General features: G+C 70.5%; 22 protein-coding genes and 1 pseudogene. 11 read left to right on the forward strand and 12 right to left on the reverse strand.

The window, feature by feature from the left end:
• The first annotated feature begins 3 nt into the window (after positions 1-3).
• Both EES43_RS26955 and EES43_RS26960 read left to right on the forward strand, forming a co-directional pair.
• Positions 4-942 (forward strand): M23 family metallopeptidase, encoded by a 939-nt coding sequence (locus EES43_RS26955; protein WP_124271161.1) that lies wholly within the window; start codon positions 4-6, stop codon positions 940-942.
• Between the two features lie 162 nt (positions 943-1,104).
• Positions 1,105-1,932, forward strand: coding sequence for an SGNH/GDSL hydrolase family protein (locus EES43_RS26960; RefSeq protein WP_124271162.1), 828 nt, complete (start codon positions 1,105-1,107; stop codon positions 1,930-1,932).
• Positions 1,933-1,999: 67 nt separating this feature from the next.
• On the opposite strand, the gene EES43_RS26965 is transcribed toward EES43_RS26960, so the two are convergent.
• The 5 genes from EES43_RS26965 to EES43_RS26985 form a co-directional block, all read right to left on the reverse strand.
• Positions 2,000-2,962 carry an STM4011 family radical SAM protein gene (locus tag EES43_RS26965; protein WP_124271163.1) on the reverse strand — a complete coding sequence of 321 codons (963 nt, stop codon included), beginning with the start codon at positions 2,960-2,962 and terminating at the stop codon, positions 2,000-2,002.
• Positions 2,963-2,970: 8 nt separating this feature from the next.
• Positions 2,971-4,338 (reverse strand): STM4012 family radical SAM protein, encoded by a 1,368-nt coding sequence (locus EES43_RS26970; protein ID WP_124271164.1) that lies wholly within the window; start codon positions 4,336-4,338, stop codon positions 2,971-2,973.
• Positions 4,335-5,147 (reverse strand): STM4013/SEN3800 family hydrolase, encoded by an 813-nt coding sequence (locus EES43_RS26975; protein WP_124272171.1) that lies wholly within the window; start codon positions 5,145-5,147, stop codon positions 4,335-4,337. The genes EES43_RS26970 and EES43_RS26975 overlap by 4 nt, the downstream gene beginning before the upstream one ends.
• A gap of 16 nt (positions 5,148-5,163) precedes the next feature.
• Positions 5,164-6,309, reverse strand: coding sequence for an STM4014 family protein (locus EES43_RS26980; protein WP_124271165.1), 1,146 nt, complete (start codon positions 6,307-6,309; stop codon positions 5,164-5,166).
• Positions 6,310-6,439: 130 nt separating this feature from the next.
• Positions 6,440-7,396 (reverse strand): STM4015 family protein, encoded by a 957-nt coding sequence (locus EES43_RS26985; protein ID WP_124271166.1) that lies wholly within the window; start codon positions 7,394-7,396, stop codon positions 6,440-6,442.
• A 186-nt stretch (positions 7,397-7,582) separates the two neighbouring features.
• Here EES43_RS26985 and EES43_RS26990 point away from each other — a divergent pair, with 186 nt between their 5' ends.
• Positions 7,583-7,909: a hypothetical protein gene (locus EES43_RS26990; protein ID WP_124271167.1), complete on the forward strand. Its 327-nt coding sequence runs from the start codon at positions 7,583-7,585 to the stop codon at positions 7,907-7,909.
• A 123-nt stretch (positions 7,910-8,032) separates the two neighbouring features.
• Positions 8,033-9,034 carry a DUF6745 domain-containing protein gene (locus EES43_RS26995; protein WP_124271168.1) on the forward strand — a complete coding sequence of 334 codons (1,002 nt, stop codon included), beginning with the start codon at positions 8,033-8,035 and terminating at the stop codon, positions 9,032-9,034.
• Between the two features lie 21 nt (positions 9,035-9,055).
• Here EES43_RS26995 and EES43_RS27000 read toward each other — a convergent pair whose 3' ends face one another.
• Complete coding sequence (locus EES43_RS27000) at positions 9,056-9,667, reverse strand: TetR/AcrR family transcriptional regulator (RefSeq protein WP_124271169.1); 612 nt, start codon at positions 9,665-9,667, stop codon at positions 9,056-9,058.
• A 153-nt stretch (positions 9,668-9,820) separates the two neighbouring features.
• Between EES43_RS27000 and EES43_RS27005 the strand changes: the two genes are divergently transcribed.
• Entirely contained in the window at positions 9,821-10,261 is a 441-nt protein-coding gene (locus EES43_RS27005) for a PPOX class F420-dependent oxidoreductase (protein ID WP_124271170.1), read from the forward strand.
• Between the two features lie 161 nt (positions 10,262-10,422).
• Positions 10,423-11,622: an MBL fold metallo-hydrolase gene (locus EES43_RS27010; protein ID WP_124271171.1), complete on the forward strand. Its 1,200-nt coding sequence runs from the start codon at positions 10,423-10,425 to the stop codon at positions 11,620-11,622.
• 429 nt (positions 11,623-12,051) lie between these two features.
• Here the strand turns inward: EES43_RS27010 and EES43_RS27015 are convergent, their stop codons facing one another.
• Positions 12,052-12,951, reverse strand: a complete 900-nt coding sequence (locus EES43_RS27015) for a PI-PLC domain-containing protein (protein WP_124271172.1) — start codon at positions 12,949-12,951, stop codon at positions 12,052-12,054.
• 703 nt (positions 12,952-13,654) lie between these two features.
• Between EES43_RS27015 and EES43_RS30855 the strand changes: the two genes are divergently transcribed.
• From EES43_RS30855 to EES43_RS27035, 3 genes are all read left to right on the forward strand, one after another.
• Complete coding sequence (locus EES43_RS30855; protein WP_164493287.1) at positions 13,655-13,906, forward strand: hypothetical protein; 252 nt, start codon at positions 13,655-13,657, stop codon at positions 13,904-13,906.
• Positions 13,907-14,892: 986 nt separating this feature from the next.
• Complete coding sequence (locus tag EES43_RS27030; protein WP_124271173.1) at positions 14,893-15,102, forward strand: hypothetical protein; 210 nt, start codon at positions 14,893-14,895, stop codon at positions 15,100-15,102.
• A 17-nt stretch (positions 15,103-15,119) separates the two neighbouring features.
• Positions 15,120-15,875: a restriction endonuclease gene (locus EES43_RS27035; RefSeq protein ID WP_124271174.1), complete on the forward strand. Its 756-nt coding sequence runs from the start codon at positions 15,120-15,122 to the stop codon at positions 15,873-15,875.
• A gap of 54 nt (positions 15,876-15,929) precedes the next feature.
• Here EES43_RS27035 and EES43_RS31600 read toward each other — a convergent pair.
• Both EES43_RS31600 and EES43_RS27045 read right to left on the reverse strand, forming a co-directional pair.
• Positions 15,930-16,020 (reverse strand): annotated as a pseudogene (locus EES43_RS31600) (SAM-dependent methyltransferase); the annotation flags it as partial.
• Positions 16,021-16,114: 94 nt separating this feature from the next.
• Positions 16,115-17,041 carry an NADP-dependent oxidoreductase gene (locus EES43_RS27045; RefSeq protein WP_124271175.1) on the reverse strand — a complete coding sequence of 309 codons (927 nt, stop codon included), beginning with the start codon at positions 17,039-17,041 and terminating at the stop codon, positions 16,115-16,117.
• A gap of 714 nt (positions 17,042-17,755) precedes the next feature.
• Here EES43_RS27045 and EES43_RS27050 point away from each other — a divergent pair.
• Positions 17,756-18,403 (forward strand): TetR family transcriptional regulator, encoded by a 648-nt coding sequence (locus tag EES43_RS27050; protein WP_124271176.1) that lies wholly within the window; start codon positions 17,756-17,758, stop codon positions 18,401-18,403.
• A gap of 1,058 nt (positions 18,404-19,461) precedes the next feature.
• Complete coding sequence (locus tag EES43_RS27055) at positions 19,462-21,315, forward strand: DUF7824 domain-containing protein (RefSeq protein ID WP_124271177.1); 1,854 nt, start codon at positions 19,462-19,464, stop codon at positions 21,313-21,315.
• Positions 21,316-22,219: 904 nt separating this feature from the next.
• On the opposite strand, the gene EES43_RS27065 is transcribed toward EES43_RS27055, so the two are convergent.
• The 3 genes from EES43_RS27065 to EES43_RS27075 form a co-directional block, all read right to left on the reverse strand.
• Entirely contained in the window at positions 22,220-23,434 is a 1,215-nt protein-coding gene (locus tag EES43_RS27065) for a hypothetical protein (protein ID WP_124271178.1), read from the reverse strand.
• Positions 23,435-23,505: 71 nt separating this feature from the next.
• Positions 23,506-23,955, reverse strand: a complete 450-nt coding sequence (locus EES43_RS27070; RefSeq protein WP_124271179.1) for a hypothetical protein — start codon at positions 23,953-23,955, stop codon at positions 23,506-23,508.
• Positions 23,956-24,818: 863 nt separating this feature from the next.
• Positions 24,819-25,132: hypothetical protein (locus EES43_RS27075; RefSeq protein WP_206430131.1), on the reverse strand; the 314-nt coding region annotated here is incomplete at its 5' end.

Genomic DNA, 25,132 nt, shown 5'->3' on the forward strand with positions numbered 1-25,132 from the left:
CCCATGCCCGCACAGGGTAAGCACCGTCGTACCAAGTCCGGCGCGATCTCCCGCGGCGTCCTCGCCGCCGGAACCGGAGGCGCCGTACTCGCCCTGCCGCTGTTCGCCGCCACCGGCGCGCACGCCGCGGAGAAGGCGGCCCCGGCCGCCAAGCCCGCCGCCGCGGTGGCCGCCGCGCACTCCGCTCCCGCCGCGGCGAAGGCCGCGCCGAAGACGTACTCCGTCGTCGCCGGAGACTACCTGTCCAAGATCGCCGCCGAGCACCGCATCGACGGCGGCTGGCAGAAGCTGTACCAGGACAACCGCGACGCCGTCGGCTCGAACCCGAGCCTGATCCGCCCCGGCCTGAAGCTGACGCTCGGCGCCGAGGCGTCCGGCTCCGCCGCGCCCTCGAAGACGGAGCGTTCCGCGCCCGCCCCCAAGGCCGCCCCGAAGGCGAAGGCCGCTCCGCAGGCCGCCGAGAAGCCGGCCGCCCAGGCGGACACGGTCTCCGCCGACGACTCCGCCGAGACCGGCGCCTCCCAGGCCACCGGCTCCGGCTGGACCACCCCGGTCGCCAACGGCAACGTCACCACCCAGTACCGCGCTTCGGGCTCCAGCTGGTCCAGCGGTTACCACACCGGCTCGGACTTCCAGGCGTCCTCCGGCACGCCCATCCGCGCCATCGGCCCGGGCACCGTCGTCTCGGCCGGCTGGAGCGGCTCGTACGGCAACGAGGTCGTCATCAAGCACGAGGACGGCATGTACTCCCAGTACGCCCACCAGTCCTCGCTGAGCGTCTCCGCCGGCCAGACCGTGACCGGCGGCCAGCAGATCGGCCTCTCCGGCTCCACCGGCAACTCGACCGGCCCGCACCTCCACTTCGAGGTCCGCACCGGACCGAGCTACGGCTCGGACGTCGACCCGGTCGCCTACCTCCGCCAGCAGGGCGTCTCCCTCTGAGCCGACGGCGGTAGCGAGGGTATGAGGGGCGGTGCGCGGCGGCGCACCGCCCCTCCACTTATTCCGGCTTTACCAAAAACTGACCGGGTGGTCTATCTCACCATCCGTCAACCCCGTATTACGGTCGCGTAGGTCACATTGAACGGTGCAGGATATGCGCTTGTGGCAGACGCATCGAGAACCCAGCAGCAGCACATCATCGGGTCGTACGCGGCGATCGGCGACAGTTTCACCGAAGGAGTCGGCGACCCCGGCCCCGACGGAACCTTTGTCGGCTGGGCGGACCGGTTCGCGGTCCTGCTCGCGGACCGGCTCCCGGCCCCCGACGCCGCGACGAGCCCGGCGGACTCCCCGCACGGGAACTTCCGCTACGCCAACCTCGCCGTACGCGGACGGCTCCTCGACCAGATCGTGGCGGAGCAGATCCCCCGGGCCAAGGAGCTCGCCCCCGACCTGGTCACCTTCTGCGCCGGCGGCAACGACATCATTCGGCCCGGCACCGACCCCGACGACCTGGCCGAGCGCTTCGAACGGGCGGTCGCCGACCTGACGGGCGCGGTCGGCACCGTCATGGTCACCACCGGCTTCGACACCCGCGGTGTGCCCGTGCTGCGCCACATGCGCGGCAAGATCGCCACGTACAACGTCCACCTGCGGGCCATCGCCGACCGCTACCACTGCCCGGTGCTCGACCTGTGGTCGCTGCGGTCGGTCCAGGACCGGCGCGCCTGGGACAGCGACCGGCTGCACCTGTCGCCCGAGGGGCACACCCGCGTGGCGCTCCGGGCCGCGCAGGTCCTCGGCGTCGACGTGCCGGCCGACCCCGACCAGCCCTGGCCCCCGCAGGCCCTCCGCCGTCCCTTCGAGGCACGGCGCGACAACATCCAGTGGGCCCGCGAATACCTCGTGCCCTGGATCGGGCGGCGGCTGCGCGGAGAGTCCTCCGGCGACCACGTCGAAGCCAAGCGCCCGGACCTGCTGCCCCTCTGACCCCGGCCGACGGCGGCGCGGGACCCGGGGTGCCGGACGGGACCCGCGCGTCAGGCGGACCCGGGCTTCAGGCGGACCCGGAGGGCCGGGCGGACCCGGAGGGCCGGACGGGATCCGCCGACAGCCCGGGGACCGTCCGCCGGGACGGGCTCGGAACCGCCAGGAGCCCGTCCACCGCGCGGTCGCCGTGGGCCGCCGGTATCCGCTCCAGGACGCCGCCCGCGAACACGTCGTACAACGGCAGCGTCTCCAGGTGCACATAACCGATGTGGCAGTCGCACACGGCCAGCGGACAGGCCCGCGGGCCGAGCGCCCGGCGGTAGCTGCCGTCGTACAGATTGCCCAGCTCCGCCCGCACGAAGTGGCAGCGGCGCACCGTGCCGTCGCCGTCGACCGAGATCACCGACTCACCCGTGCGGCAGGGCAGACCCGCCGAACGGTGCGGATGGCGGCTGTAGGGGAAGAGCGGATCCAGCTCCGTCCACCGCCGTGCCTCCTCGTCGGTGTACGTGTGCCCCTCGGCGGCGTTCACCCAGAGGTACACCTCCTCGGGCAGTGCCGCCCGCAGCCGCCGCGCCTCCTCCCGATGGGCCTCGAAGCCCACCACGCCCACGCTGAAGCGGATCCCCAGCCCGGACAGCTCCCGGCACCTGCCCAGGAACCGGTCGAACGGGGTCTGCCCCGGGTGGTACGTGCACCAGAGCGCGATCCGCTCCCGGTCGGCGTCGGCCAGCCACGACGTGCGCCCGCTCAGATTCGTCTGGACGGCCACCCGGCGGACATGCGGCAGACGCGACAGCTCGGTCAGCGCCCGCCGGTACCAGGACCGCACCAGCCCCTCACCCCACGGGGTGAACAGGACCGAGAGCCGGTCGCCGGTCTGCGCCGCCGCCCAGGCGGTGAAGCGCTCCAGCGCCTCCCGGTCCGCCGTCAGCTGCGCCCGGCTGTCCCGCCTCTTGGCGAACGGGCAGTAGGGGCAGTCGTAGTCGCACGAGGCGAGCGGCCCCCGGTAGAGGATCGTGAGGTCCACGGCCGCCCTCACTTCCTCTCGTACGCGGCCATCGCGGCCCGCACACCGGAGGAGAACAGGGCCGGGCCGACCGCGTCCGAGTGGGCCAGGCCCCGCGGCGACAGCCGCAGCACACCGTCCGGCGCCCCGGCGTCCAGCCAGCCCCGCTCCGCGAACCGGCCCAGCTCGGCGGCGAAGTCCTCGCAGGGGTCCGTGCCGAACCGGGTCCGGTAGGCGGCCGTCTCCAGGCCCGCCGCCTGGAGCAGCGACTGGAGCAGATGGCGCCTGCGGGCCTCCTCCGCGTCCACGTACCGTCCGACCTCGGCGCGGGAGAAGTCCTCGGTCGCCGTGAAGCCGTCGATGATGGACCGGATCTCCCGCATGTCCACCGCGTAGTCGAACGAGTAGTGCAGGCCCGCCGTGTACGAACGGGCCCCGCAGCCCAGCCCGATCATGCCGTCGGTCTGGCAGGCGTAGTCGCCGGGCCCCTCCTGCGGGGCGTCGGCGCGGCGGAACATCCGCATCGACACCTGCTCGTAGCCGCGCTCCAGCAGATGGTCCCGGCCCGCCGCGTACAACCGCAGCCGCTGCTCGTCCCACCGCGCCTCCTCCCGGGCCGCCGCCTCCGGCCCGGCCGCCGGGCCCAGCCGGTGCAGACCGGTCAGCGGGCGCACGTACAGCGGGTAGAGGTACAACTCCTCGGGCCGCCAGGCCAGCGCCGCGTCCAGCGACGCCAGCCAGCTGCGCTCCGTCTGCCCGTCGATCCCGTAGATCAGGTCGACGTTCAGCACCGGGGCTCCGGCGTCCCGAATCCGGCCGAGCGCCGCCTCCACCTCGGCCCGCCGCTGCGGCCGGACGGCGGCCCGCGCCTCGGCGTCCACGAAGCTCTGCACACCGATGCTGATCCGCGTGGCGCCCCGGTCGGCCAGCACCGCCAGCCGGTCGGCCGTGGCGGTGGCCGGGGACGTCTCCACCGACAACGGCGCCGAACGCAGATCGGCGCCCATCCGCTTCTCCGCGATGTCGCAGAGCCGCTCCAGCTCACCGGCCGTCAGGAACGTGGGCGTGCCGCCGCCGAACGCCGCCGCCGCGAACCGCACCGGTCCGCCGTCGCCCAGCGCCTCCCGTACCGCCGTCGCCTGCCGGTCGAGCGCGTCGAGATAGCGCGTCGTCAGCTCCTGCGGCGCGCCGATCCGGGTGAAGAGGTTGCAGAACCCGCAGCGCACCTCGCAGAACGGTATGTGGAGATAGAGGGACAGCGCGTCCTTGCGCTCCGCCGCCCACAGATCGCACAGCGCGGGCCGGTCCGCCAGCGGCCGGTACGCCGTCTTGTGCGGATAGGCGTACACATAGCCCTCGTACGGCCGGACGGCGGGAAGAGCGGTCGTGATGGTCATCGGGGGTCCTCCGGTTCGAGGAAGAAGTGGGCGTACGGCACGGTCCAGACGGCTTCGTGACCGAGCCGGTGACCGGTGTACCCGCCGTCGCCGTAGGCGGTGCCGTGGTCGGAGCAGACGATCGCGAAACACCGGCGGCGGCTGCTCGCCGCGGCGAAGAGCCGGCCGATGTGCCGGTCGACGTACTCCAGGGCCGCCGCGTGGGTCTCCCGGGAGTCGCCGGCCGCGCGGGTGGCGCCGGGCAGATGGAACCAGTTCGGCTGGTGCAGCGCCGACACGTTGACGAAGAGGAACAGCCGCTGCTCGCGGGGGAGCGCGGCCACGACCTCCTCGGCGCGGGCGACCTGCTCCTCGAACGACGTCGGCGAGGCGACGCCGAACTCCGGCTCCCAGTGGCTCTCCTGGAACATTCCGGGGAGCACCGAACCGAGCGGGCCCCGCCGGTTGAAGAACCCCACGCCGCCCACGCACACCGTGCGATACCCCTCGGCGGCGAGGGCCGACACCAGGTCCGGTGTGTCGAAGACGAAGGTGCCGTCCGCCGTCGTCTCGCTGCCCGCGAATCTCGCCGCGAACAGCCGCGGATGCGGGCCGGGCGTCGCGGGCGTCGGCAGGAAGCCCGCGAACATCGCCTGGTGCGACGCGTAGGTGAAGCTGCCCGGCGCGTGCCGCTTCTCCCATGTGCCCCGGGGCAGACGGCCGGCCAGGTGCGGGATGCGCCCGGCCTCGGCCAGCTCCACGGCGACGTCGTACCGCAGGGTGTCCAGCGTGACCAGCAAAAGGTCGTGGCTGCCCACGACCTCGCCCATGTCGGGGCGTTCGGGATCAGCGAGCGGTGACGGCATGGCGGTACCCCGATCGGTCCATTACGGCGGCGACCTGCGCCGCATAGGTGTCCAGGCCCTCGGCCGCGCCGCCGGGCAGACCTGTCAGCCCGGGAAGCAGATCGCCGAAGGCGTTGACCTCGCCGACGGCGAAGCGCCGCCAGCCGGTCGCGGGCAGCAGATCGACGCCCACGCACAGCGTGCCGGGGAAGCAGGCGGCGGCCCGCTCGCACAGGGCCAGCGCCTCGCGCCAGCAGCCGCCCGCCGCCGAGACGGCGGCCCGCACCTCGTCGAGATCGCCGCGCGCGCCGCCCAGATGCAGATTGGTCATGGGGCTCGCGCTCGTCCGCACGACGGCGTGCGTCGCACGGCCGGCGACCACCACGATCCGCAGATCCGCCGCCCGCCCCCGCTGGGTCGCCTTAGGCAGCCAGCGTTCGACGTGCAGCCCGTCCGGGGCGAGCGCGTCGACGATCGCGCCGACCTCGCGCTCCGTCGTGTACCGGCGGACCCGCAGCGAGTTGAACAGCCGCCCGCGCGCGTCCCGTTCCACCGACGTGCTCGCCCTCACCCGGCCCGGGCCCGCCGTCTCCACCGCCAGCACCCCGGACGCGGAGGAGCCGTGCGCGAGCTTCACGAAGGCCCGCGGCATCCGGTGCTCGCGCATCAGGGCCCGCACGTCCGACCAGCCCTCCACGGCGCGCGCCGGCGGGCCGGAGGTCGGCGAGGCGGGCACCGGAACGTCCGCGTCCGCCAGGCGGGCGTGGCACAGCCGCTTGTCGAACAGCACGGCGATGTCCTCGGCGGAACCGAGCACCCGGGCGCGGGCGTCCTCGGCCGCCCGCGCCACCTCGGCCACCGCCGCGGTGAAACCGGCGTACCACCGGGCCGACCCCTCCACCCTGGTCGGATCCTCGACGCCGCGCAGCAACCGCTCCACCCGGGGATCCTCGCCCGGCGAGTCGATCCGCACGGTCTCGCCCGGCTCGAACACCGCTGTGCCCGACAGCACCTGGAGCCAGGGCACGCGCCGGACAGGCGGCAGCCCCGCGTCCCGCACGGCCGCCTCGAAGGAGGCGACCCTGCGGTTGTCCGGATTGCCCACGACCGCGAAACGGGGACAACAGCCTCTCACCGACGACGACATGGCGCTTCGATCCCTCCGATCTCTTCTCGTCGCTCGCACTGCCGACCCCGGATCACCGCGCCCGCCGGGCGGCGGTGTGCGGGCAGCCGGTGGCAGGGCTTGGGGTCCTCGCCCGGCGTCACTCAGCGCCTCATTCCGACACAGCGGTGTAGCGCCCCTCGGGACCGCCCTCGCCCCACGGCTCGTTGCGCTCGGACAGGTCCACCCGCACGCCGTGCGGCTCCAGGGCCGCGCGGACCCGCTGCTCCACGGGTTCGGTGAGGAAGTGGTGGTGGAGGTCGAGCACGTCGAGGTGGGTCAGCGGCTGCCCTTCGAGCAGGGCCGCCGCGCCTTCGTCGCCGAGCGTCCCGTTGGACAGGTCGAGCGTCCGCAGCTGGGCGACGACCGGCGCCGACGCCACCGCGGCGGCGATCTCGTTCTGCACCTCGCTGTTGCGCAGGCCCAGGTGGTCGAGACGGGGGAAGCGCGTACCCGCGAGCAGCGGCGCGAGATCGGCCACGTCGGTGTCGCCGCCGTAGCCCGACACCCCGAGCCAGAGGTCCAGCCGCTCCAGGGCCGGCAGCTCGCTGTCCAGCACGCCGCGGACCACCTGGACGGGCAGACCGCCCGCCTGGATCGTCAGCGCCCGCAGCCGCTCGTGCTTCGTCGGCGGGAAGCACAGGTCGGTGCCTCCGCGCACACCGAGCTCCGTCAGCTGCGGAAAGGCGGCCAGCAGCGCGGTGACGTCCGACTGCTTGATCCAGGTGATCTCCGCTTCCTCCGCCTCCAGGTCCCCGACGAATATCGCCTCCAGGGAGGTCAGCCGGCCGGCGGCGGCGATGATGTGGGAGATCGGGACCGAGGAGTCCTCCTCGTACGCCTCACCCCACTGACCGACGATCACAGCGCGCACCCGCGAGGCGTCGACGGAGTCGAGGAACGCGGCGAACAACCGCTCCCAGCTGAGGTCCGCGTCGTCGCCGTACGGGTCGACGGCGAGACGCCAGGCCACCGCGTCGGCGGCCGGCCGGGACGCCTCGCCGGTCGAGTGCTGGAAGTCGACGGCCGAAAGGCCCCCGAACTCGTGCAGATGCTGCGCACCGTACATGGCTCTGAGCTCCTGATCCTGAGGACGGCTGATGTCCGCAAGGTGTATCAAGCCGCACTGACAACGCCGCGACCGGGCCCTTCGGCAGCGGCCGGACACGCTCCGCGAACGCCCGTTGTCAGACCCTGCCCTTAGCGTCTTTCCCGTGGCCGGCACAGCGGGTGCCGCGACCGAGGGGAGACGTCTGTGTACCGGCAGGGCGATGTACTGATCATGGCGCTGGAGGAGTCGGCCGTGCCCGCTCCCCACCTGGAGGCGCCGGGTGAACTGCGCGACGGCCGGGGGCGGCTGGTGCTCGCGCTCGGCGAGGTCACCGGACACGCCCACGCGGTGCAGGGCCCCGGACGGCTGATCTGCGAGGCGGGCCCGTTCGGACCGATGCTGCTCCACCTCCCGGAGGGCGGCCGGGTCGTCCACGAGGAGCACGCGGTGATCACGCTCCCGCAGGGCTGGTTCCGGGTGGTCCGCCAGCGGGAGTACGCGCCCGGCGCGATCCGCATCGTCGCGGACTGAGCCATCCGGGCGGCCTGTCGGGGGACCGGCGGCCCGGACCGACCAGGAGCCGCGGCGCGAGCGGCACGCCGCGGTCGCGGGAACAGAACAACGAACCGAGCACGACAGGGGACGGGACAACCGATGCAGCACGTGAATTCCTGGCGGGACGTGGCGGCGGCGACCGGGGCGGCGGACCGTACGGCCGCCGAGGAAGGAGTTCGGCGCGCCTACCGCGCCGCTGGCCTCGCCGAGCCGGAGCGGATTCTCTGGGCCGGGTCGCCCCGCGCGGCCGTCGAGATCGTGGAGAAGCTCACCGACGCCGGACGATCGGTGCGCGAAGAAGTCCGCACACGCCCCTGGGCCGAGGAACGCCGCCGTACGCACTACGAGTTGGGCCCGGCCGGCTGGTCCGCGCTCTGGTCCGCCACGGGGGCGCGGCTGTGGGAGACCACGGCGGCGCTCGCCGAGCGGATACGGGCGGGCGTGGTCGCCGACCTGGCATCGCGGCCCGAGGACGAGGGCACGATCCGCCTGCTCCTCCTGGACGCGGTGCTGGGCCAGCACGACGCCGCCTGGCTCGCCGCGTTCGACGGGCGCGGAGACCGGCTGGCGGGCCTGGGCGAGGTGGCGCGCAACGCCGGCTGGTGGTGGCCGTACGAGCACGCGGCGGTGATCAGCGAGCGGCCGGCCGTCCTGCACCGCGACGAGGCGGGCCGCCTCGACCACGGCGACGGTCCGGCGCTGTCCTGGGCGGACGGGTTCGCGCTCCACGCCTGGCGCGGCATGCCGGTCCCCGCCGAGTTCCTGGCCGAGCTGGCCTCTCTCACCCCGGCCCGCATACGCGAGGAGGAGAACGCGGAGCTGCGCCGCGTGATGCTGGAGTACTACGGATACGACCGCTACCTCACGGAGTCGGGTGCCGAGCCCGTCCACCGCGACGAGACGGGCGTCCTCTGGCGCATCGCACTCGACGGGGACGAGGACGTGGTGATGGTCGAGGTCGTCAACTCCACCGCCGAGCCGGACGGCACGTACCGGACGTACTGGCTCCGTGTGCCGCCCTCGACGAGCACAGCGAAGGACGGGGTCGCCTGGACGTTCGGCCTGGACGGCGCCGCCTACAGCCCGCTGCGCCAGACCTGAGGTCCCGGTTGCGACAAGCTGTCAGGCGGTCAACGCGGTCTGGTCGACGCCCAGTTCACGGGCAAGCGCCTCATCGGCCCAGCGCAGCATCGTGGCCCGGGGGAGGGGGCCCGCGTACGACGTCATCTGCACGGCCAGACCGTCCAGCAGGGCGGTCAGCCGCCAGGCCGCCGACACGGCGTCGTCGCAGGCGAACTCGCCCGCGGCGACTCCCTCCTCGATGACCTCGGCCAGCTCCGCCTTCCACCGCCGGTCGAGCGCGCCGGCGACCTCGCGCAGCGCGGGCTCGCGCAGGGAGGCGGCCCAGCCCTCGATCCACAGCCGCCATCCCTCGGCCCGCCCGCTCGGGGCGTACCACCGCACGGCGGCGCGCAGCCGCCGCAGAGCGGTGGTGCGGCGGGCCAGCAGCTTGCGCAGATGGGCCAGGTCCACCTCGGCGGCGTACGCGAAGGCGGCGGAGACGAGCTTCTCCTTCGTCGAGAAGTGGTACAGCACCAGAGCATTGCTCACGCCCAGCGCCGAGGCGACATCGGCGATCCGGACGGAGGAGACGCCCCGCACCTCGATCTGCTCGACCGCCGCGCGCAGCAGTTCCTCACGCCGCTCCGCCACGTTCAACCGCACTCTTGCCACCCGGTCACCCTAAGGGCTGTCCCGCCGTGCGGGCCGGTCCGGGCGCGAACGCGGAGCGGCCACCGGCCCGGCACAGCCCGGCCGCCGGGAGGGCGGGCGGCCCCGTGCCGGGCGGAGCGGAATCCTCCGGTGAACGGGAACGTTGGATCCTGCATGACGTCTTTCGCACCGGCACAGGAAGCGCTGCTGCGCCTCATCGGCGAGCACGACGGTGGAGTACTGGTCACCCTGAAGAAGGACGGCCGGCCACAGCTGTCCAATGTCACCCACGCCTACGACCCGGACGAACACGTGATCCGGGTGTCGATCACCGAGGACCGGGCCAAGACGCGCAACCTGCGGCGCGATCCCCGCGCCAGTTACCACGTCACCAGCGCCGACCGCTGGGCCTGGACCGTCGCCGAGGGCACCGCCGAGCTGACCCCGCCCGCGGCGGAACCGGACGACGCCACGGTGGACGCGCTGATCGCTCTGTACCGCGAGGTCGCGGGCGAGCACCCCGACTGGGACGACTACCGGCGGACCATGGTGCGGGACCGCAGGGTCGTGCTCACGCTCCGTATCGAACACGTCTACGGACAGCCGCGTGGCTGACGCGCACCCTTGAGCCGCCCGGTCCGGGCCCCCGACACCCCCAGAGCCGTGGCCGGACGCCGTCGCGGCCCCGGGGATCGATGCCCCGTTCACCGCCCTCTTCTCGCGATGTCGTACAGCCCGACCATAATGAAACGACACCGACTCCCCCAGGAGATGCTGTGACCGGCGCCGACCACCTGCTTTCCCTCCGTACGAAACTGCGTTCGATGCGTTCCGAGTCTTTCGGCGCCGATCCCGCCGGAGCCCGGATGGAGCGCATCCGCCGCTCGCCGAACTTCGAGGACGGGGTGTTCCAGAACCCGGTAGGCGCCCGCACCAGGCCCTCCGGGTCCACGCTGGAGTTCGCCAAGGTCTACTTCCACAAGGAGCAGCGCGCCCGCCGGGCACCGAAGGGCACCGTGCCGGTGCACGGCACGACCCTGGCCGACCTGGCCGCCCCGCCCGCCTCCGGGCTGCGGCTGACCTGGATGGGGCATTCCAGTGTCCTCGCCGAGATCGACGGCCGCCGCGTCCTGTTCGACCCGGTCTGGGGTGAGCGCTGTTCCCCGTTCCCCTTCGCCGGCCCCAAGCGCCTGCACCCCGTGCCGCTGCCGCTGGCCGCGCTCGGACCCGTCGACGTGGTGGTGATCTCCCACGACCACTACGACCACCTGGACATGCCGACGATCCGCGCCCTGGCCGGCACGGACACCGTCTTCGCCGTGCCGCTCGGCGTCGGCGCCCACCTGGAGCGCTGGGGCGTGAGCCCCGACCGGATGCACGAGCTCGACTGGAACGAGACCGCGCGGGTCGCCGGGATCAGCCTCACCGCCACTCCGGCCCGCCACTTCTGCGGCCGTGGCCTCCGTAACCAGCAGCACACCCTGTGGGCGTCCTGGGCCGTGACGGGCCCGGAGCACCGGATCTACCACAGCGGCGACACCGGCTACTTCCCGGGCTTCCGGGACATCGGCACCGAGCACGGCCCCTTCGACGCCACCATGATTCAGATCGGCGCCTACTCGGAGTACTGGCCGGACATCCATATGACACCGGCCGAGGGCATGCGCGCCCACCTCGACCTCCAGGGCGGGAAGCCGCACGGCGTGCTGCTGCCGATCCACTGGGGGACGTTCAACCTCGCTCCGCACGCGTGGGCGGAGCCGGGCGAGTGGACGAGGTATGAGGCCGAGGAGGCAGGCCAGGCGGTGGCGCTGCCTCGTCCCGGCGAGCCGTTCGAGCCGGCGGCGACACTGCCGACCGAGCCGTGGTGGCGCGAGGCGTCCCGGCCGATCGCGCACCCGTGGCGGCGTCCGCGGGGCGCGGAGGGCGTGGCTGAGACGAGCAGGGGCGATATGGACCTCGCAGGCGAGCGGTGATATCGGTCGCGGATCAGCTTGGGGAGGGCGTCCGGATGCTTGGACGCCTCTCGGCTGAGGAACTGGACCGTTGGCCAGTGCTGTGCGCGGCCGATCACGACCGGCGCTGCGCCCGGTCCGGGTACCGGGGCAACCAGGACTCCGAAGCGCCAGTCGCTGGTGCTGACCCACCTGGCCGGACCGGGTGCCGACTCGTCCGGGATGCGGTTCGCGGTGGCACGGATGCAAGGCCGCGACCGTCGTAGCCGTCGGCGGTCAGCCGACGCCGAGGGCCGCGGCGACCACGGGGACGGGCGGCCCGCCGGTTCCCCCGCTTCGGGCGGATATCCGAAGCGGGGGCGTCGTCGAGCGGAAGCGGTCGGGCGGGATCTCCGGCGATCTCGGCAGGTGGCCGGCGACGCCGCAAGGAGGAGGGATTGTCGGAGGGTCTCAGTCCCGCGCGTTGAGCTCGGCGACGATCGAGGCCGGGGAGTGGCCGCTGCCGTCGGACACCTTGTGGAAGTCGACCGAGACGAAGTTCGGGTCGCGTCCGCCTGCCGCCGGGCGGCACTGTTGGTTGATGCGGTCCCGGAGCTTGGTCCCGTTGTCGAGGGCGGCGTTGATGACGGTGGGCACGTTGCGCTGGTGGCTCATGGTGAAGAGCCGGCGGAATCCCGGTTCCTGACGGTCCAGCGGCACGTCGGACCACCGGCTGACGCAGGAGACGTCGTTGCCGAGGTCGCCGAGGCTCCAGAAGTTGCTGACGGTCCAGGCTTTGTCGTACATGACGCCCAGGTCCTCACGGTCGGGCTCGTCGCTGAAGATCAGCAGGCGCTTCCCGGACTCGACGAGGTTGGTCATCTTTGGCCACCCCTGCTGGCGCACGTTCCACGCGTCGGGGCGGAAGAGGAGTTGGTCGAGACCGCGTACCCGGCCGAGCGAGTTCCCCAACTGCTGGGCGCTGACGTAGTCCTCCAGGAAGATCGTCACCACCTCCTGCGGATTCTCCGCGAGGAAGTCCACCACGGTCTGCATGCTGCTCTGGAAGGACTGCCGAGGCAGAGCGTAGGTGACCCCGGCGAAAGTCTTGCACTCGCCGTGGCAGAGGTAGACGTCGCTCGGGTAGCAGTCGCTGCCGAGGCTGATCGCGCAGAGAAACCTGCTGCGCTCGTACCAGTGGGTGTCCAGGCTCAGGGAGCGCACCCCGTTGTCGAGCTGGTGGCGTATGGACTCGGACTGGGCGACCGAACTCCAGCGAGAGTCCTCGTAGTTGGTGAAGGCATTGTGAGTGCCGAGAAAGGAGACCTCGTCGAGTCGCCGGTCGCCCCAGCGGGCTCGCGCCTGCGCCACAGCGGCACCAGCGGCAGGGGCGGCAGCGACGGCGGTGGCGGATACGGGGGGCGGTGCGGCGCTCGCCAGGGCCGGTGTTCCCAAGAGACTCAGCAGAAGGAGGAAAACGACGGAGAACCGTCCGGTTCTCCGTGAGCCCGCGGTCCCGGCTGGGCGCGGCGCGAACCGTGGGACAGAGCCGAGAGCCTTCCTGAATGACATGCTCATGTTCGACATGGGCGGGAGCATAGCGCGAAGGCCAGGGAGCCAGGCGGCTCGCGCGGCTTTGGGTGGAGTCCGCACCGAAACTCGGCCCGGCAGAGACAGCCGGCGTCCGCCTGGCTCCCCTGCGGCCCCAGCAGTGGAATCATCTGAAGCCCGGCGACGTGATCACCATGCACGAGGTCCAACCCGCCGCAGGCATCGCCGAAATCACCGAGATCACCGAGATCACCGAGATCCTGCCACCTCGCGCCTGAGGCCATTGGGCGGCCAGGCGCGAAGGCCGCCGTCGGACAGCGTCAGCGGCCGTCAGGGTGCTCGGTAAACCAGCCGGCGCTGGGGCGGAGGTCCGGCATCCCGAGGTGGACGGTCGTGTGCCGGGCCGCGAGGTCATGCATGGCGGCAAGCTTGCTGCTCGACGGCGGCGAAGCCGGCCTGGATCGCCGCGACCTCGCCGAGCCTCCTGTTCTTCGGCCTCCCGGAGCCGGTCGAGCAGGTTGACGTGGATCTCCTCCGGTCGGGGCGTCCGCACGGGGGCGGATCGCAGGACGAAGCAGCGGATGCGGGCGTACTCGTGGACGCACAGGGCGTCGAAGTCACGTGCGCAGACGCCCAACGCAACCTTCCGCAGCTCGAAGTGGGCCAGGAAGTCCCGCCACTCCTGCGCGGTGGGCTCTTCGTACTCGCGGCGGACCGCAACGACCTGCTGCGGGCGATGAAGGCCCGATGGTGGTTGATGACGTCCTCCGGGTAGATGGAGGCGTACCCGATCGTGGTGTCGACCGCCTGGTGACCGCGGATGCGGGCGGCAATGTGCGCGGGCAGGCCGGAGCGTAGGGCCGCGGAAACGAAGATTCGCCGGAAGTCGAGCGGGGTGCGGCGCAACGGCTCGCTGTCGGGGCCCGTCAACCGCTTGCCGCCAGGGCGTCATCGAGGCAGATGCAGACGTGTTCGCGCGGGATGGCACGGTCTTCCGATCCGTAACGGCGCTGGAAGAGGAACGGCATCGGTGCACTCCAGATCCGTTCGAGGGCGACATGGGCGGAGACGAGCGGCGTAGCCTGCCGGCCGGGCCGGACACGCTGGATGATCGCGGTCAGGGCTCGCCGAGTTCTGGGGAGACCAGCGGCAGCCCCTCCTGGTCGAGCTTGGACGGAGCGACCTGGAGCATGGGGACGATCTCGCCGGTGGTCGGCAGTCGGTGGGCGACGAGCTGCGGTGGGCCAACTCCACGGCCTCTTCGACCCGCATGCCGGTGTGGCGGAGACTTCGACGACGGCCCGGACCCAGAAGGCGCGTTCCTCCTCCACGGTCACTGTCGCGGTTCGGGGCAGGGTTCCATCTCACCGGGAATTCCCTTTACGCCAACGACTCACACCCGATGACCGGCAGGGGATCGGAGCTGGAGCGGGTGGGCTGAGGTGTCGTCATCACGTGATCATCGCCGGTCGGCCCGTCCGCGCGACCTCCGCCGGCCGACGGTCGCCCTTCGCTGTCCGGTACCGGTCGGCCGGTCCCCGGCGGGCTCGCGCCGCTGGTTCGGGCCCCTCAGCGGCTTCCTGCCGAACCGGCCGCCGGCCCTTCACCTCGACCCGATCCGGCCAACAGGTCACTTCACGTCATGATCCGGTAACTGGAGGGCGTGGCCTGGGGATTCGGGATACACAAGGGGGCTGTGAGGCCCGCCGGCGTACCGGCCGGGCGGTGGCGGGCGAGGTCTGAACCGGGGGCTGGGACGGGATGCTGACGATTAATCCGGGGCTACTGCCGGCCGTCATCCTCCTCTTCCGGCTGCGCTACCGCGGGCAGGCCCGCAGTCGGTACGACCAGAGGCTGACCGCCGTCATCGTGCTCGCCCTGGGCGTGGTCATCGCTCCCACCCCGGTGGGCGAGGGGATCCTCAGCCTCCTTGGCCGGCTCGCCTCCAGCATCTCCGAATCCGGCCGCTGACAACTGGAGCGCCCTCGATGCCCACCCGCCGCCGCCCGCCGCGCCGCCACCCCGTCCGCCGTTCCGCGCGTCGTCCGTCGCGCCGCCCCGCACCGCGCCGCCGAACCGCTTTCCGTGCCCGCCCCCGCGGCAGACAGCAGGAGCGCGTCATCCAGGCCGTGGTGCTCGTCGCCGTCGCCTTGTGGGTGGCGGGGAGGCTGCTGGCCTGGGTCGCCGCGAACCCGTGGATCGTGCTCGTGGTCCTGGCCGCCGCGGCTGCCGGGGGCGTCCTGTGGTGCCGCTACCGTGCCGCGCGGATCCGCGGGCGGCAGGAGGAACTGCGGGCGCTGCGTTACCCGGTGGAGCAGCTGGACCGGCTGCACCACCGCCAGTTCGAGTACGCGGTGCGCGATCTGATGGTCCGCGACGGCTGCGCGGACGCGATCCAGGTCGGGGGAGCGGGCGACAACGGGGCCGACGTCACGGCCACCGATCCTTACGGGCGCCGCTGGGTACTTCAATGCAAGCACCGCGCCGCCGGCCTCGCCGGCTCCGCCGTCGGCACGCCGGACCTCCAGGTCCTCAACGGCACCGCCCGCCAGGTCCACGGGGCGGACGTCGCGGTGATCGTGACGAACGGCCGCGTCACCAACCCGGCCGTCACCTTCGCCGAGCAACAGCGGCTCCACATCGTCGACCGCCGCACCCTCGCCCTGTGGGCGTCCGGCTCACGCCCCCTGTGGGAGCTGCTCCGCGCTGTCCCGCCGCCGCGCAAACCGCAGACCCTCTCCTGACGAAGACGCGCGCTTCGGCACGCCGTGTGCGACAGAGGGACGGAGGCGGCCGGGTAGGGCGTCGTCCCAGTCGGACGATGTGCCCGAGCACATTGGAGATCACCAGGGCGACGGGCCGGCTCAGGTCCAGGGTCTGCGCGACCCCCGCCGGCACCGCGCAGGTCCGCCCCGTCGCCCGCCCCGTCCAGCCCCCGGACCGGCTTGCCGAGTTCCGTGATCGGGATCGGCAAGCCCGGGCGTCACCAGGCGCGGGCGTCGAGCACCAACTTGCCGCGAACCCGCCCGGCGAGCAGGTCCTCGTAAGCCGCCTTCACCTCCCGGATGGGTCGCGTCTCGCTCAGGGGGACCCTGATCGCGCCGGCGGCGGCCAGTGCGGCCAGTTCCGCCAAGGCGGCGGAGCTGGGCGCGGTGGTGTGGTTCGTCCCTCCCGCCGCGTCGCCGACGAGGCCGTGGGCGACCGAGACCGCGTTGGTGCGATCGGCGAGCAAGGTGACAAGGCCGCCGACCTCGGTGCCGCCATGGGTGTCGACGAGCGCCGCGGCGGGGAGGCCCTGAAGGGCTTCGCGTACCCGGTCCGAGACGCCGGGTCCGTGTCCGACCTCGGTGAACCCGGCGGCACCTGTGATCTTGGACGGCGACAGTGTGCCGATCACGACGGCACCGCGCTGGATCAGCAAGGCAGCGGCGAAGGCGCCGACGCCACCGCTGACACCGTTAACGATCACCACGTCGCCGGCCTTGACGTCGATCGTGGCGAGTGCTGTCAACGCGGTGACGCCCGCGGTGGGGATGCTCGCGGCTTCGGCCCAGGAGAGCACAGTGGGTTTCGCGGCGAGTGTCGCCGGATCGGCGCTTATCGTCTCGGCGAAGGATCCCACGAAGGGCGGCAGCGAGCCGAACACCTCGTCACCCACTGAGAACGAGGCCCCCGGATCGGCCTGCTTCACCACCCCGGCGAAGTCCGCGCCGACGAGGGCCGGAAACTCCGATTCCCCGTACGGGGCCAGTTCGCCAGCGACCGTTTTGACGTCGACCGGGTTCACCGACACCGCTCGCACATCCACCAGGACCCGCCCGGGCGACGCGGAGGGTGCGGGCAGGGACCCGATCCGAACCTCGCCCAGATCGCCGTACCGGGTGTAGTGAACCGCCTGGACTGTGGTCATAGGACTTCCTTTTCCGTGGACCGCCGTCCGGACCCTCTTGGGTGGAGCCAGGAGACGGATGCTTCGGTTGTATGGATGCGGTGAGAACCGATCGGCGTCGAACCCGACAAGGTGAGAAGGGCTCGGCGACGTAGGCGCCGCAGCATGCCTTGTGGAGGGTGTCGGGATGCGCGGAGGGTGTCGGGATGCCGAGGGAAGAGCCCGTGTGCGTCCCTTCGACCGGCAGACGCAGGACCACCCGGTCGCCGTCGTTTGAGCGGAAGCACCCCTGACGCCGCGCGTCAGCCGTCGAAGGCCGGTCGCGGACGAAAATCGCGAGCAGTGGAGCCGGCGTCCGCGCGGACACACCGGTTCGACGATCGCGGGTCCTGCCCCCGTGCGTACGCTGCGACCGCTGCTGCCGTGTCAGTGACCTCCAAGGCCGGCGAGGAGGTCCGCGTCGCCTGGAGCGTCCCGTAAGCCGCCGAGGGGCTCGGTCTCGCGCGGGGTGACGGCACCGCGTTTCCACGCCCCATTGCGGTGAACGCGCGGCCAGGGGCGCGTGACGTATAGAGAGGAACCGGTGGTGGAACAGATGGTGCTCATGTCGTGCTCTCCTCTCCGATCTCGCCGTAACAGACGCCCCGCCACGGCATGAGCGTGAATCCCATATTAGAGACGCTAACACGTTAATGGTACTGAGTACCAGTGGAGGGATGGCGTACTGTGTGTCACATGCGCGACAAGTCGATGACCGCATCTCCCCGAATCCCGGCCGCACAGCCGACCATCGCCGATCGCAAGCGGCAGCTGGTCCGGGAGGAGATCAGCGCGGTCGCGATGCGCCTGTTCCTGGAGCGGGGGTTCGATCAGGTGACGGTCGAGCAGATTGCCGCCGACGCCGGCCTTTCACGGACGACGTTCTTCCGGTACTTCCCGACCAAAGAAGACGTCGTACTGTTCCATGGCGAACGCTTCGGTCCGCAGGTCCTGGACTCTCTGTGCGCGCGCCCCGACGCCGAATCCGCCTGGGAGGCGTTCGCACGCGCCATCGAGGACGCGCTCACTGCCGCCGGAATACCTCGGGACGGCCTGCCGGTCGTCGCCATCGTCTGCGGCAACCCGCAGATTCACGCCCGCAACCTCGAAAAGCAGCGCGATTGGCGTCCTTTGTTTGCCTCTGAAGTCACGCGTCGGCTCGCTCTGGCCGGCGACGAGGCCGACGACACCCGCGCCCATGCCCTGACCGCAGCGGCCTTCGCCTGCCTGGAAGTGGCCTTCGACGCCTGGACCGAATCCGACGGCAAGCGGGACCTCCTCGAACTCCTCCACCACGCCATGGACACCGTGCTCCCCGTAACCGGCCGTTCCGGAACGAGTTGAGCCGGGAGTCCCGTGCTCGGTGATCACGGCCGAGCGTCCAGAATCGTGGTGGGGGCCTTCGTCCGGCGGCAGAGGGTCTGTGGGTGCCGCCCACCGTCAGATTTCACCAGCCCGCAGTCAAGCGGCTCACCACGGAGCGTTCGGGGACGCCTTCCAGAGGCAGGCGGCAACTGTGCCGCGTTCCGCAGCCTGTTCGCGAAAGCGAACATCACGTTGCATGTCACCTGTTCGTATCCGGGCTGTTGCGTCGGGCCGTGCGATCGTCTGGTCCGCCCAGAGGCGATGGGTGGCTGTGGAGGGTTTCCGGCCGGGCGCGGGTGTGGGGAAGGACCGGCCCCGGTGGTGCGGCGGCCGGCGGGGAAGGACCGGCCCCGGTGGTGCGGCGGCCGGCGGGGACGGGGCCCTGACCTCGTGACACGAACCGACGATGCGGCTGCTGCGCGCGGTATGCGTCCGCTGGTCCCGCTTGCGGCGATGCGCGCCGATGACCCTGTGTGCCGTGTGGTGATCGTGGCGGACGCGACCTGGCGGAAGCCGGCGGCAACGACCATGTCCACCAGCTCGCGGCCGGCGCGGACACGGCTGCGGCCGGTCTGACGTTCTGGCTCACGCGTTCTGGCTGGCGCGTTCTGGCTCGCGCGGGAGCGCGAGACGGGGCCCGGGGTTCTGATAGCCGTTCTCGCGGTATCCGTCGTCCCTTCGTTGCGAACCGCGTCCGCCGGCTCGTCCGCCCGGGAGACCGGTGACGAAACAGGAAGGCAGGAAGATGACCGAGGCCGCGGCCACGGACGCGCGACGGAACTCCGCCGTGATCGTCGCGGTGAAGGCGGGCGAGTTCGCGCGCATACCCGGCCTGCTCCGGGAGGGAGAGCTCAACGATTCCCGGCGTCAGCGTCCTTGGCGGCGCGTGGTGGCTTCCCCACGAGGCCAGGTTCGGGGACGCTTTCCTCGACGTGTTCGCCGATTGGCCGCCCGACGGCCTGAACGCGTTGGCGCATGCCCTCAGACCACTCCGGAACTATCTGCTCCCGGTCAACGCCCTCCTGGAGAAGACAGGTATGCCGTACGACATCGACGACGAGGGTGCCGTCGACTGGTTCCTGATCACCAGCGGCCGGGAGGACACCCCGGAGGCCGCCGCCGACGCGTTGCGCGCCTCTCCCTTCGCTCCCTTCGCGCTGCCGCGTCTGCCGGACGCGGAGGGCCTGGGCCGCGGCCTGGCCCACAACGTCACCACACGTGAGGGCACCGGAATCGCGGCCCTGGCGCTCCTGGCCCGGGACGGCCATGTCGACCGGAGCCGCCTCCTGCGAGCCGCGCTGCAAGGACCCTTGCGGTCCGAACCCCGCACCGTGACGCCCGGATACCTCGCGCTGCTCACCGCACTGGATCCGACCCTGGACGAGCAGACCGCCGCGGCGGACACACTGGTGGGACTGGTCGGCTCCGCGGCCGGAACCGCCGCGGCGAAGGACGCGCTCGGGAGGCTGCGCAGGCTCGCCGACCTGGAGCGCCTGACGGACCAGCAGGTGGAGGAGTGCATCCTGAGCCTGCTCGCCCGCCCCGAAGGGGTGATGGCTTCGCAGGCGCTGACCTTCCTGCAGCGTGAGACGCGCCGTTCCCCCGCACGCCTCGGCGCACTGGCACCGCTGCTGGGAGCCGCCTTCTCCCACCCCACCCGCAGCGTCCAGGAGAAGGCGGCCAAGCTGGCCGGGAAAATGGCGGACAAGCTGGAGCAGGGGACGCTGGACGACCTTCGCGCCGCGGCCGTACACCTCCCTCCGGATCTACGGCGCCAGATGGACGACCTTGCCGGCGGCCCCGCCGTCGAAGCACAGCCCGACGCCCCGCGAACGGACGCGTTGCCGCAGCCTGCGCCGACTCCCGCCTTCCCGCCCCCGGTGAGCGGCGTGGAGGAGGTCGCCGCGGAACTCGGGGCCGTCCTGGCCGACCGCGTGGGGCAGCTCATCCCCTTCGAACGGGTCCTGGACGGACTGGTGCGCCTGGCACACCGGGATCGGGAAGCGCTCGCCGAGGCACTGGAGCCCGTGCTGCGAACTTTCGAACGCCGGATCCCTGCCCGTACGCCGAGCTATCTCACCCGGATCTGGCTGGTGGCCATGGCGGTGTCCGGCCCCACCCACGACGACGCCGCACCGTATGTCTACTCCCGATCGTGCGGGCACCAGGTGTTCGACGCCGTACTGGCCGCGCGCGTGGACGAGGCGGCGGGCCGGATCCTCGACGGCACCTGCCCGCCGTTCCTGCTGGCCACCCCCACCCATACGACGGGTTCGCTGGATCCACGCGTCCTGCTGGAACGACTGGCCGAGTACCGGCGGTCGGAAGTGCGGCCCGGACAAGCGGACTTCGAGCAGGCGTTGTTCCGCCTCAGGCCCGACCCCGGGTTCCCGCCTGCCGCGGCGGAGGAACTCGGCACACCCGAGGGGCGCCGACTGGCGCGCTGGCTGTCGGGCGGAGGTTTTCCGGCCCCCGGCTGCGAACGGACCACCGTGCTCCCGTTCGAACGTCCGGACGACCCGGAGGCCGCCGCCGCGTACCCGAAGGGCTGGAACCTGGCCGCGCGCGACGAGGCCGACTGGCAATGGCAGCAAGCGAATCCTTCCGGGCTGAACTACTACCCGGGCCCTCCACCGTGGGCGGGTAAACCGCTGGGCACCTACGGGGCCCGAGACCGGGAACCGGCCTTCATCCGCCTCGCCGTCACCGACGCCACGGACCGGCTGGCCGAGTTCTCCGCCCTGTTCCGCGCCGTCGGCGGCCCGCGCGCGAGGCATGGCAGGACCACTGCAACTGCGGATGGGCGGACTCCATACCCTGGCGCTGGATGTTCCCGCTGTGGCTGGCCGTCGTACCCCACCACCGGGAACTGGTCGCCGCCCGCACCCTGACGGCGATGGCCCTGGGCGCGGAACACGACGACCGGAGTGCCGCCGTCCACCTGCCGGCCCTGGCCGACACCGACGGAGAAGCCGGACCGGCCGTGCACCTGGCACTCGCCTACGGCAGCGGAGCCTCCTCGGTGATCGAACGGGCCGCCACCGCCGACGCCCTCCTCACCCTCGTCGGCCGCTGCGAACTGGATCCCGCCCGACTGGCCCGGGACATCGCAGACCTGATCGACCTCGACGCCCTCAAACTCAAGCGCGTCACGGAGACCTTGCGGTACGTCGCGCAGGGAGGCGCCCCGATCACTGTGTACTCAGTACTGGCACAGGCACTCCCCGACGTACTGCCACACCCGGGCACCAGGCCACGAGCCGGGGGCGGACCTCCTCTTCCTGGCCGCCGAACAAGCCGAGTCAGCACCCGGCCTCCCTCCGGTACCGGCGGTGAGCACCCTCTCCGAACAACGCGGCAGCTCACAACTCCTCAAAGCGGCACGACGGCTCCACAGCGCGACTTCAGACTCACCCCCGGCGTAGTACCGGAGGCCGCGAACCTCTCCGGGGCCTCCGACCGGCGGCCGCAGGGTCAGGGGAACACGAGATCGCCCACGGCCTCCCGGCACTCGTCCCCAGCGCCTGGAGCCACGGGTAGGCCGAAGGGAACGCGGCCCAAGGCAATGAGGGGCGACCGGTCGACGGCCGGAGATGATCAAGAAATTCGCGCGCATTGAGCGCGCCTCCCTCGCTCCCGTGCGACTTCTGGCTCCGCGCCCGAAGCGCTGATCGCTTCATACGCCGGGTGACGTCCGCGCACGCGGAGGCGTGCGGGGTGCCGTGGAGCCGGGTGGGACCGCGGTTGACCACCCGCGGCAGGTGCCCGGCTCCGTGCGGGTGCGTCGGTGGGAGTTCAGGTGCCCGAAGGCCCGGGCCGGCTGTCGATCCAGGCAGCGATCTTGGGGTCTTTCCTGAGTCTGTCCACGACTTCCTGATGCGACGATTCGGTCGGCCACCCACCTTCAAAGCCATCAGGGTCTCGGTAGAATACGGCCGTCAAAAGAAGGGCCCTCCGCCATGATGCATCCTCAACCATGGGGGTGATAACCCAGCGTTTGTACGAATCATCCCACAAGCTGTTATACCGAATTTCGTGACTTTCCTTCATGTCCCCCACGAAGCGGCCCAGGGCGATTTCGTCTGCGAAATCATTGGATATCTCGCGTGCGCTACCCCAATAGATGAGAGTGGCTACGGTACTACTGGCCTTTGCGAGGACTTGACTTCTAGGCGGCATCGAGTGCAGCCACTCAATAAATTTACCATCGTAGAGGTTGCCAGTCCTCCGGTCCTGGCGGAGTAGCGTTCTTATTTTATCTCCGATGATTCCATCTATGGATAGTCCTTCAAGGACTTTCCCGATTTCAAACTGTGGTTCATGTCCTTCCGACGACTCGACTCTGCAAGACATTATGTCGATCGGAAGATTCTTGAAAATGCCGAGCACGCCGGAGCACTCATGAACACCTTCCTCGCATCCGGGGCTGTTCATTCCGCACAATCTCATGCTGTCAGCTAGATTCAAGCCCGGAGCTTGGATCGCATCCTTTCCATCAAATCCTGGGGCGTCCACGAGGATTTTGAGATCCTCGACGAAATTGCGCTCCATCCTCGCGTAGTAATAGTTTGGAACGCGCTTGTTCCCGGGCGGCAAGGGAGTCTCGTCCCCTAGGCTACGTAGATGCGCTATGGTGAGCATGGACGGAATGTCCATTGTAACGTCCGCATGTGCGTAGAATCTAATACGCTCCTCCCAGTCGTGGGGCAACAGGACGTCGGGTTCACCGGGCTTGTGCCAGCCGTGTGCCATGAAGAAAATCTTGTTCGTCGGAGCCCCCTCTCCTGTGATCTCCACGGGCCTCACCTGTCTGTGATCTGCCACGTTTTGCGCTGCCGTCTTTGCCTTGCGGCGGAGGCGGATCACCAATTTGGAAATTTTGGCGGGGTCGATCGGCGGTGTCTGTGGTGTCTGGGTTTCTCTGTAACGGATGAGGGTGGTTTTCCATGGATTACTGTCAGGGAGGGTGTCGGCGAGTTTCGGCATTTTTTTCTCCGATTTCTTGGGCAAGTCTGCCGGAGTGATGAGGGGTTTTGATTGCTTCAGGCAGTACCTGAGGAGCTGTTGGCGGGCGGGTGTTTTTACGTTGCCAGGGTTTTTTCGATGGCGATGGAGATGGCCTCTGTCAGATCTTCCTCAGCAAGATCCTCGTCATCCATGTATACATCGGTGAAATAATCTGGATGTTCTTCGGCGATTACCTGGAATACGATTTCTGCCAATTCTTCCTCAATTCCCTGCGAGGTGTCTCTCTTATTGTCGTGATCTTCCGGGGTGTTTTCGATCCCTGCTGCAGGCTGAGAAGCGGCGATATCTCTGGCTTCGGCGAGTATTCTGGACATTGCGCCGGCGAGCTGTTCCGGGGTTATGTGTGTTATCGTAGCCGCGATCTCGGCGGCCCCTGACTCCTTCAGGGCCTTCTTGAATTCTGCGAACTGTTCCGGAGTGAGTTCTGCGTCGGCATTTTCTTTGCCTTGAGGCGGCATCGATTGTGCTTCCTTTCGATGAGGCGAAGGGCGATGGGTGTGCATGGCGCACATGGCAACCGGTTGGTGCCCGGTACATGATGATTTGCTGTTCAATCACCCATGGATAGTCCTTGAGAAATTGGTGATTCCCATGCGACTGCCGGGGCGGGGCCGCTGCCCTTGAGGGTGGATCGGTCAAGGCGAAGAAGGTGATTCACTTTCGGGCAGCATCTGTGTTCGTATCGGACTGGTCGGCGATACCGTCTTGTTGGTCCCTGCGGTTGTCGCGTCGAAACGGTCTTCACCTCCGGGTAGTTCGCCTCCCGAGGCTTCCCGGAGGGATCGTCGGGAGCGGCTTGGGTGTTCAGACCAGGCGACGCTCAGCATCCTCGCCACCGCTCTCGACCACGGTGAAGGGGTGCACCTGCGACGGCCGCACGCCGGCGAAGTCGCTGTCTACGGCGGTTTCCTGGAGAGGATCCCGGGCCATCGTCCGTCCTCGCGCCCCCTGATCGAATCCGCTCGCACGCTGCCTGCCACGCCTGAGGTGTTCGTCGAGATCGGCACGATCGCGGTGCCGCCTGCCTTCGCCGGCCCGACCCGTGCCCGTGCGAGCGGCATCGCTCTTGCGGACTCCTCTGGCAACAGGACGCGGTTGGCCGCAGGTTCCGGGCTGATGGAGCCACATTGACGACTCGGTAGACAGCTATGACCCGGGCGGGAGAACCGCCCCCAGGGCCTTTCGTTGCCTGTGTCGAACGAGAACCATGTCAGGTCCGTTCGGCCGGCCGCAGCGACGAAGCCCTTGCCGAAGCGCATGAAGGCGGGCCGGTCTGCCCACCTGTGGGCGTGCTGACGGCAAGCCCGCAGCGAAGGATGACGCGACTGCTTCGAACCGTGACCGGCTGATCGTGACCGCTCGCGCTTTACAAGGCGAGCTCGTGGAGCGCTTCCGTCAACTGTTCGGCCGACACCCCCGCGAACTCGGGATACTCCTCGAAGACGCCGCGAAGGGCGAGTGCCAGCGACTCCTCCAGTTGACGCACCAACTCATCGCCCGGTTCGGCGGCGTTCACCACGGTCTCCATCGATGCAGCCTCGAATGCCGCCCGGGCTTCCTCCTGGGGCATCCAGCCGTACGTGAAGTCGTCAGGCCGGGCCTCGCTGCGGATGTACTTCCACACCTGATCGGTGGAGTCGTAGCCCAGCCACCACCCCGGACTTCCCTCCGCCTGACTCA

Source organism: Streptomyces sp. ADI96-02 (assembly GCF_003846185.1).
GTDB lineage: Bacteria > Actinomycetota > Actinomycetes > Streptomycetales > Streptomycetaceae > Streptomyces.

Coding starts and splice junctions, on each gene's coding strand:
- EES43_RS27045 (WP_124271175.1), bottom strand. CDS start 17,041: ATGACCACAGTCCAGGCGGTTCACTACACCCGGTACGGCGATCTGGGC.
- EES43_RS27055 (WP_124271177.1), top strand. CDS start 19,462: ATGCCGTACGACATCGACGACGAGGGTGCCGTCGACTGGTTCCTGATC.
- EES43_RS26995 (WP_124271168.1), top strand. CDS start 8,033: ATGCAGCACGTGAATTCCTGGCGGGACGTGGCGGCGGCGACCGGGGCG.
- EES43_RS26955 (WP_124271161.1), top strand. CDS start 4: ATGCCCGCACAGGGTAAGCACCGTCGTACCAAGTCCGGCGCGATCTCC.
- EES43_RS27070 (WP_124271179.1), bottom strand. CDS start 23,955: ATGCACACCCATCGCCCTTCGCCTCATCGAAAGGAAGCACAATCGATG.
- EES43_RS26985 (WP_124271166.1), bottom strand. CDS start 7,396: ATGTACGGTGCGCAGCATCTGCACGAGTTCGGGGGCCTTTCGGCCGTC.
- EES43_RS26975 (WP_124272171.1), bottom strand. CDS start 5,147: ATGGGCGAGGTCGTGGGCAGCCACGACCTTTTGCTGGTCACGCTGGAC.
- EES43_RS26980 (WP_124271165.1), bottom strand. CDS start 6,309: ATGTCGTCGTCGGTGAGAGGCTGTTGTCCCCGTTTCGCGGTCGTGGGC.
- EES43_RS27005 (WP_124271170.1), top strand. CDS start 9,821: ATGACGTCTTTCGCACCGGCACAGGAAGCGCTGCTGCGCCTCATCGGC.
- EES43_RS27035 (WP_124271174.1), top strand. CDS start 15,120: ATGCCCACCCGCCGCCGCCCGCCGCGCCGCCACCCCGTCCGCCGTTCC.
- EES43_RS27030 (WP_124271173.1), top strand. CDS start 14,893: ATGCTGACGATTAATCCGGGGCTACTGCCGGCCGTCATCCTCCTCTTC.
- EES43_RS27050 (WP_124271176.1), top strand. CDS start 17,756: ATGCGCGACAAGTCGATGACCGCATCTCCCCGAATCCCGGCCGCACAG.
- EES43_RS26970 (WP_124271164.1), bottom strand. CDS start 4,338: ATGACCATCACGACCGCTCTTCCCGCCGTCCGGCCGTACGAGGGCTAT.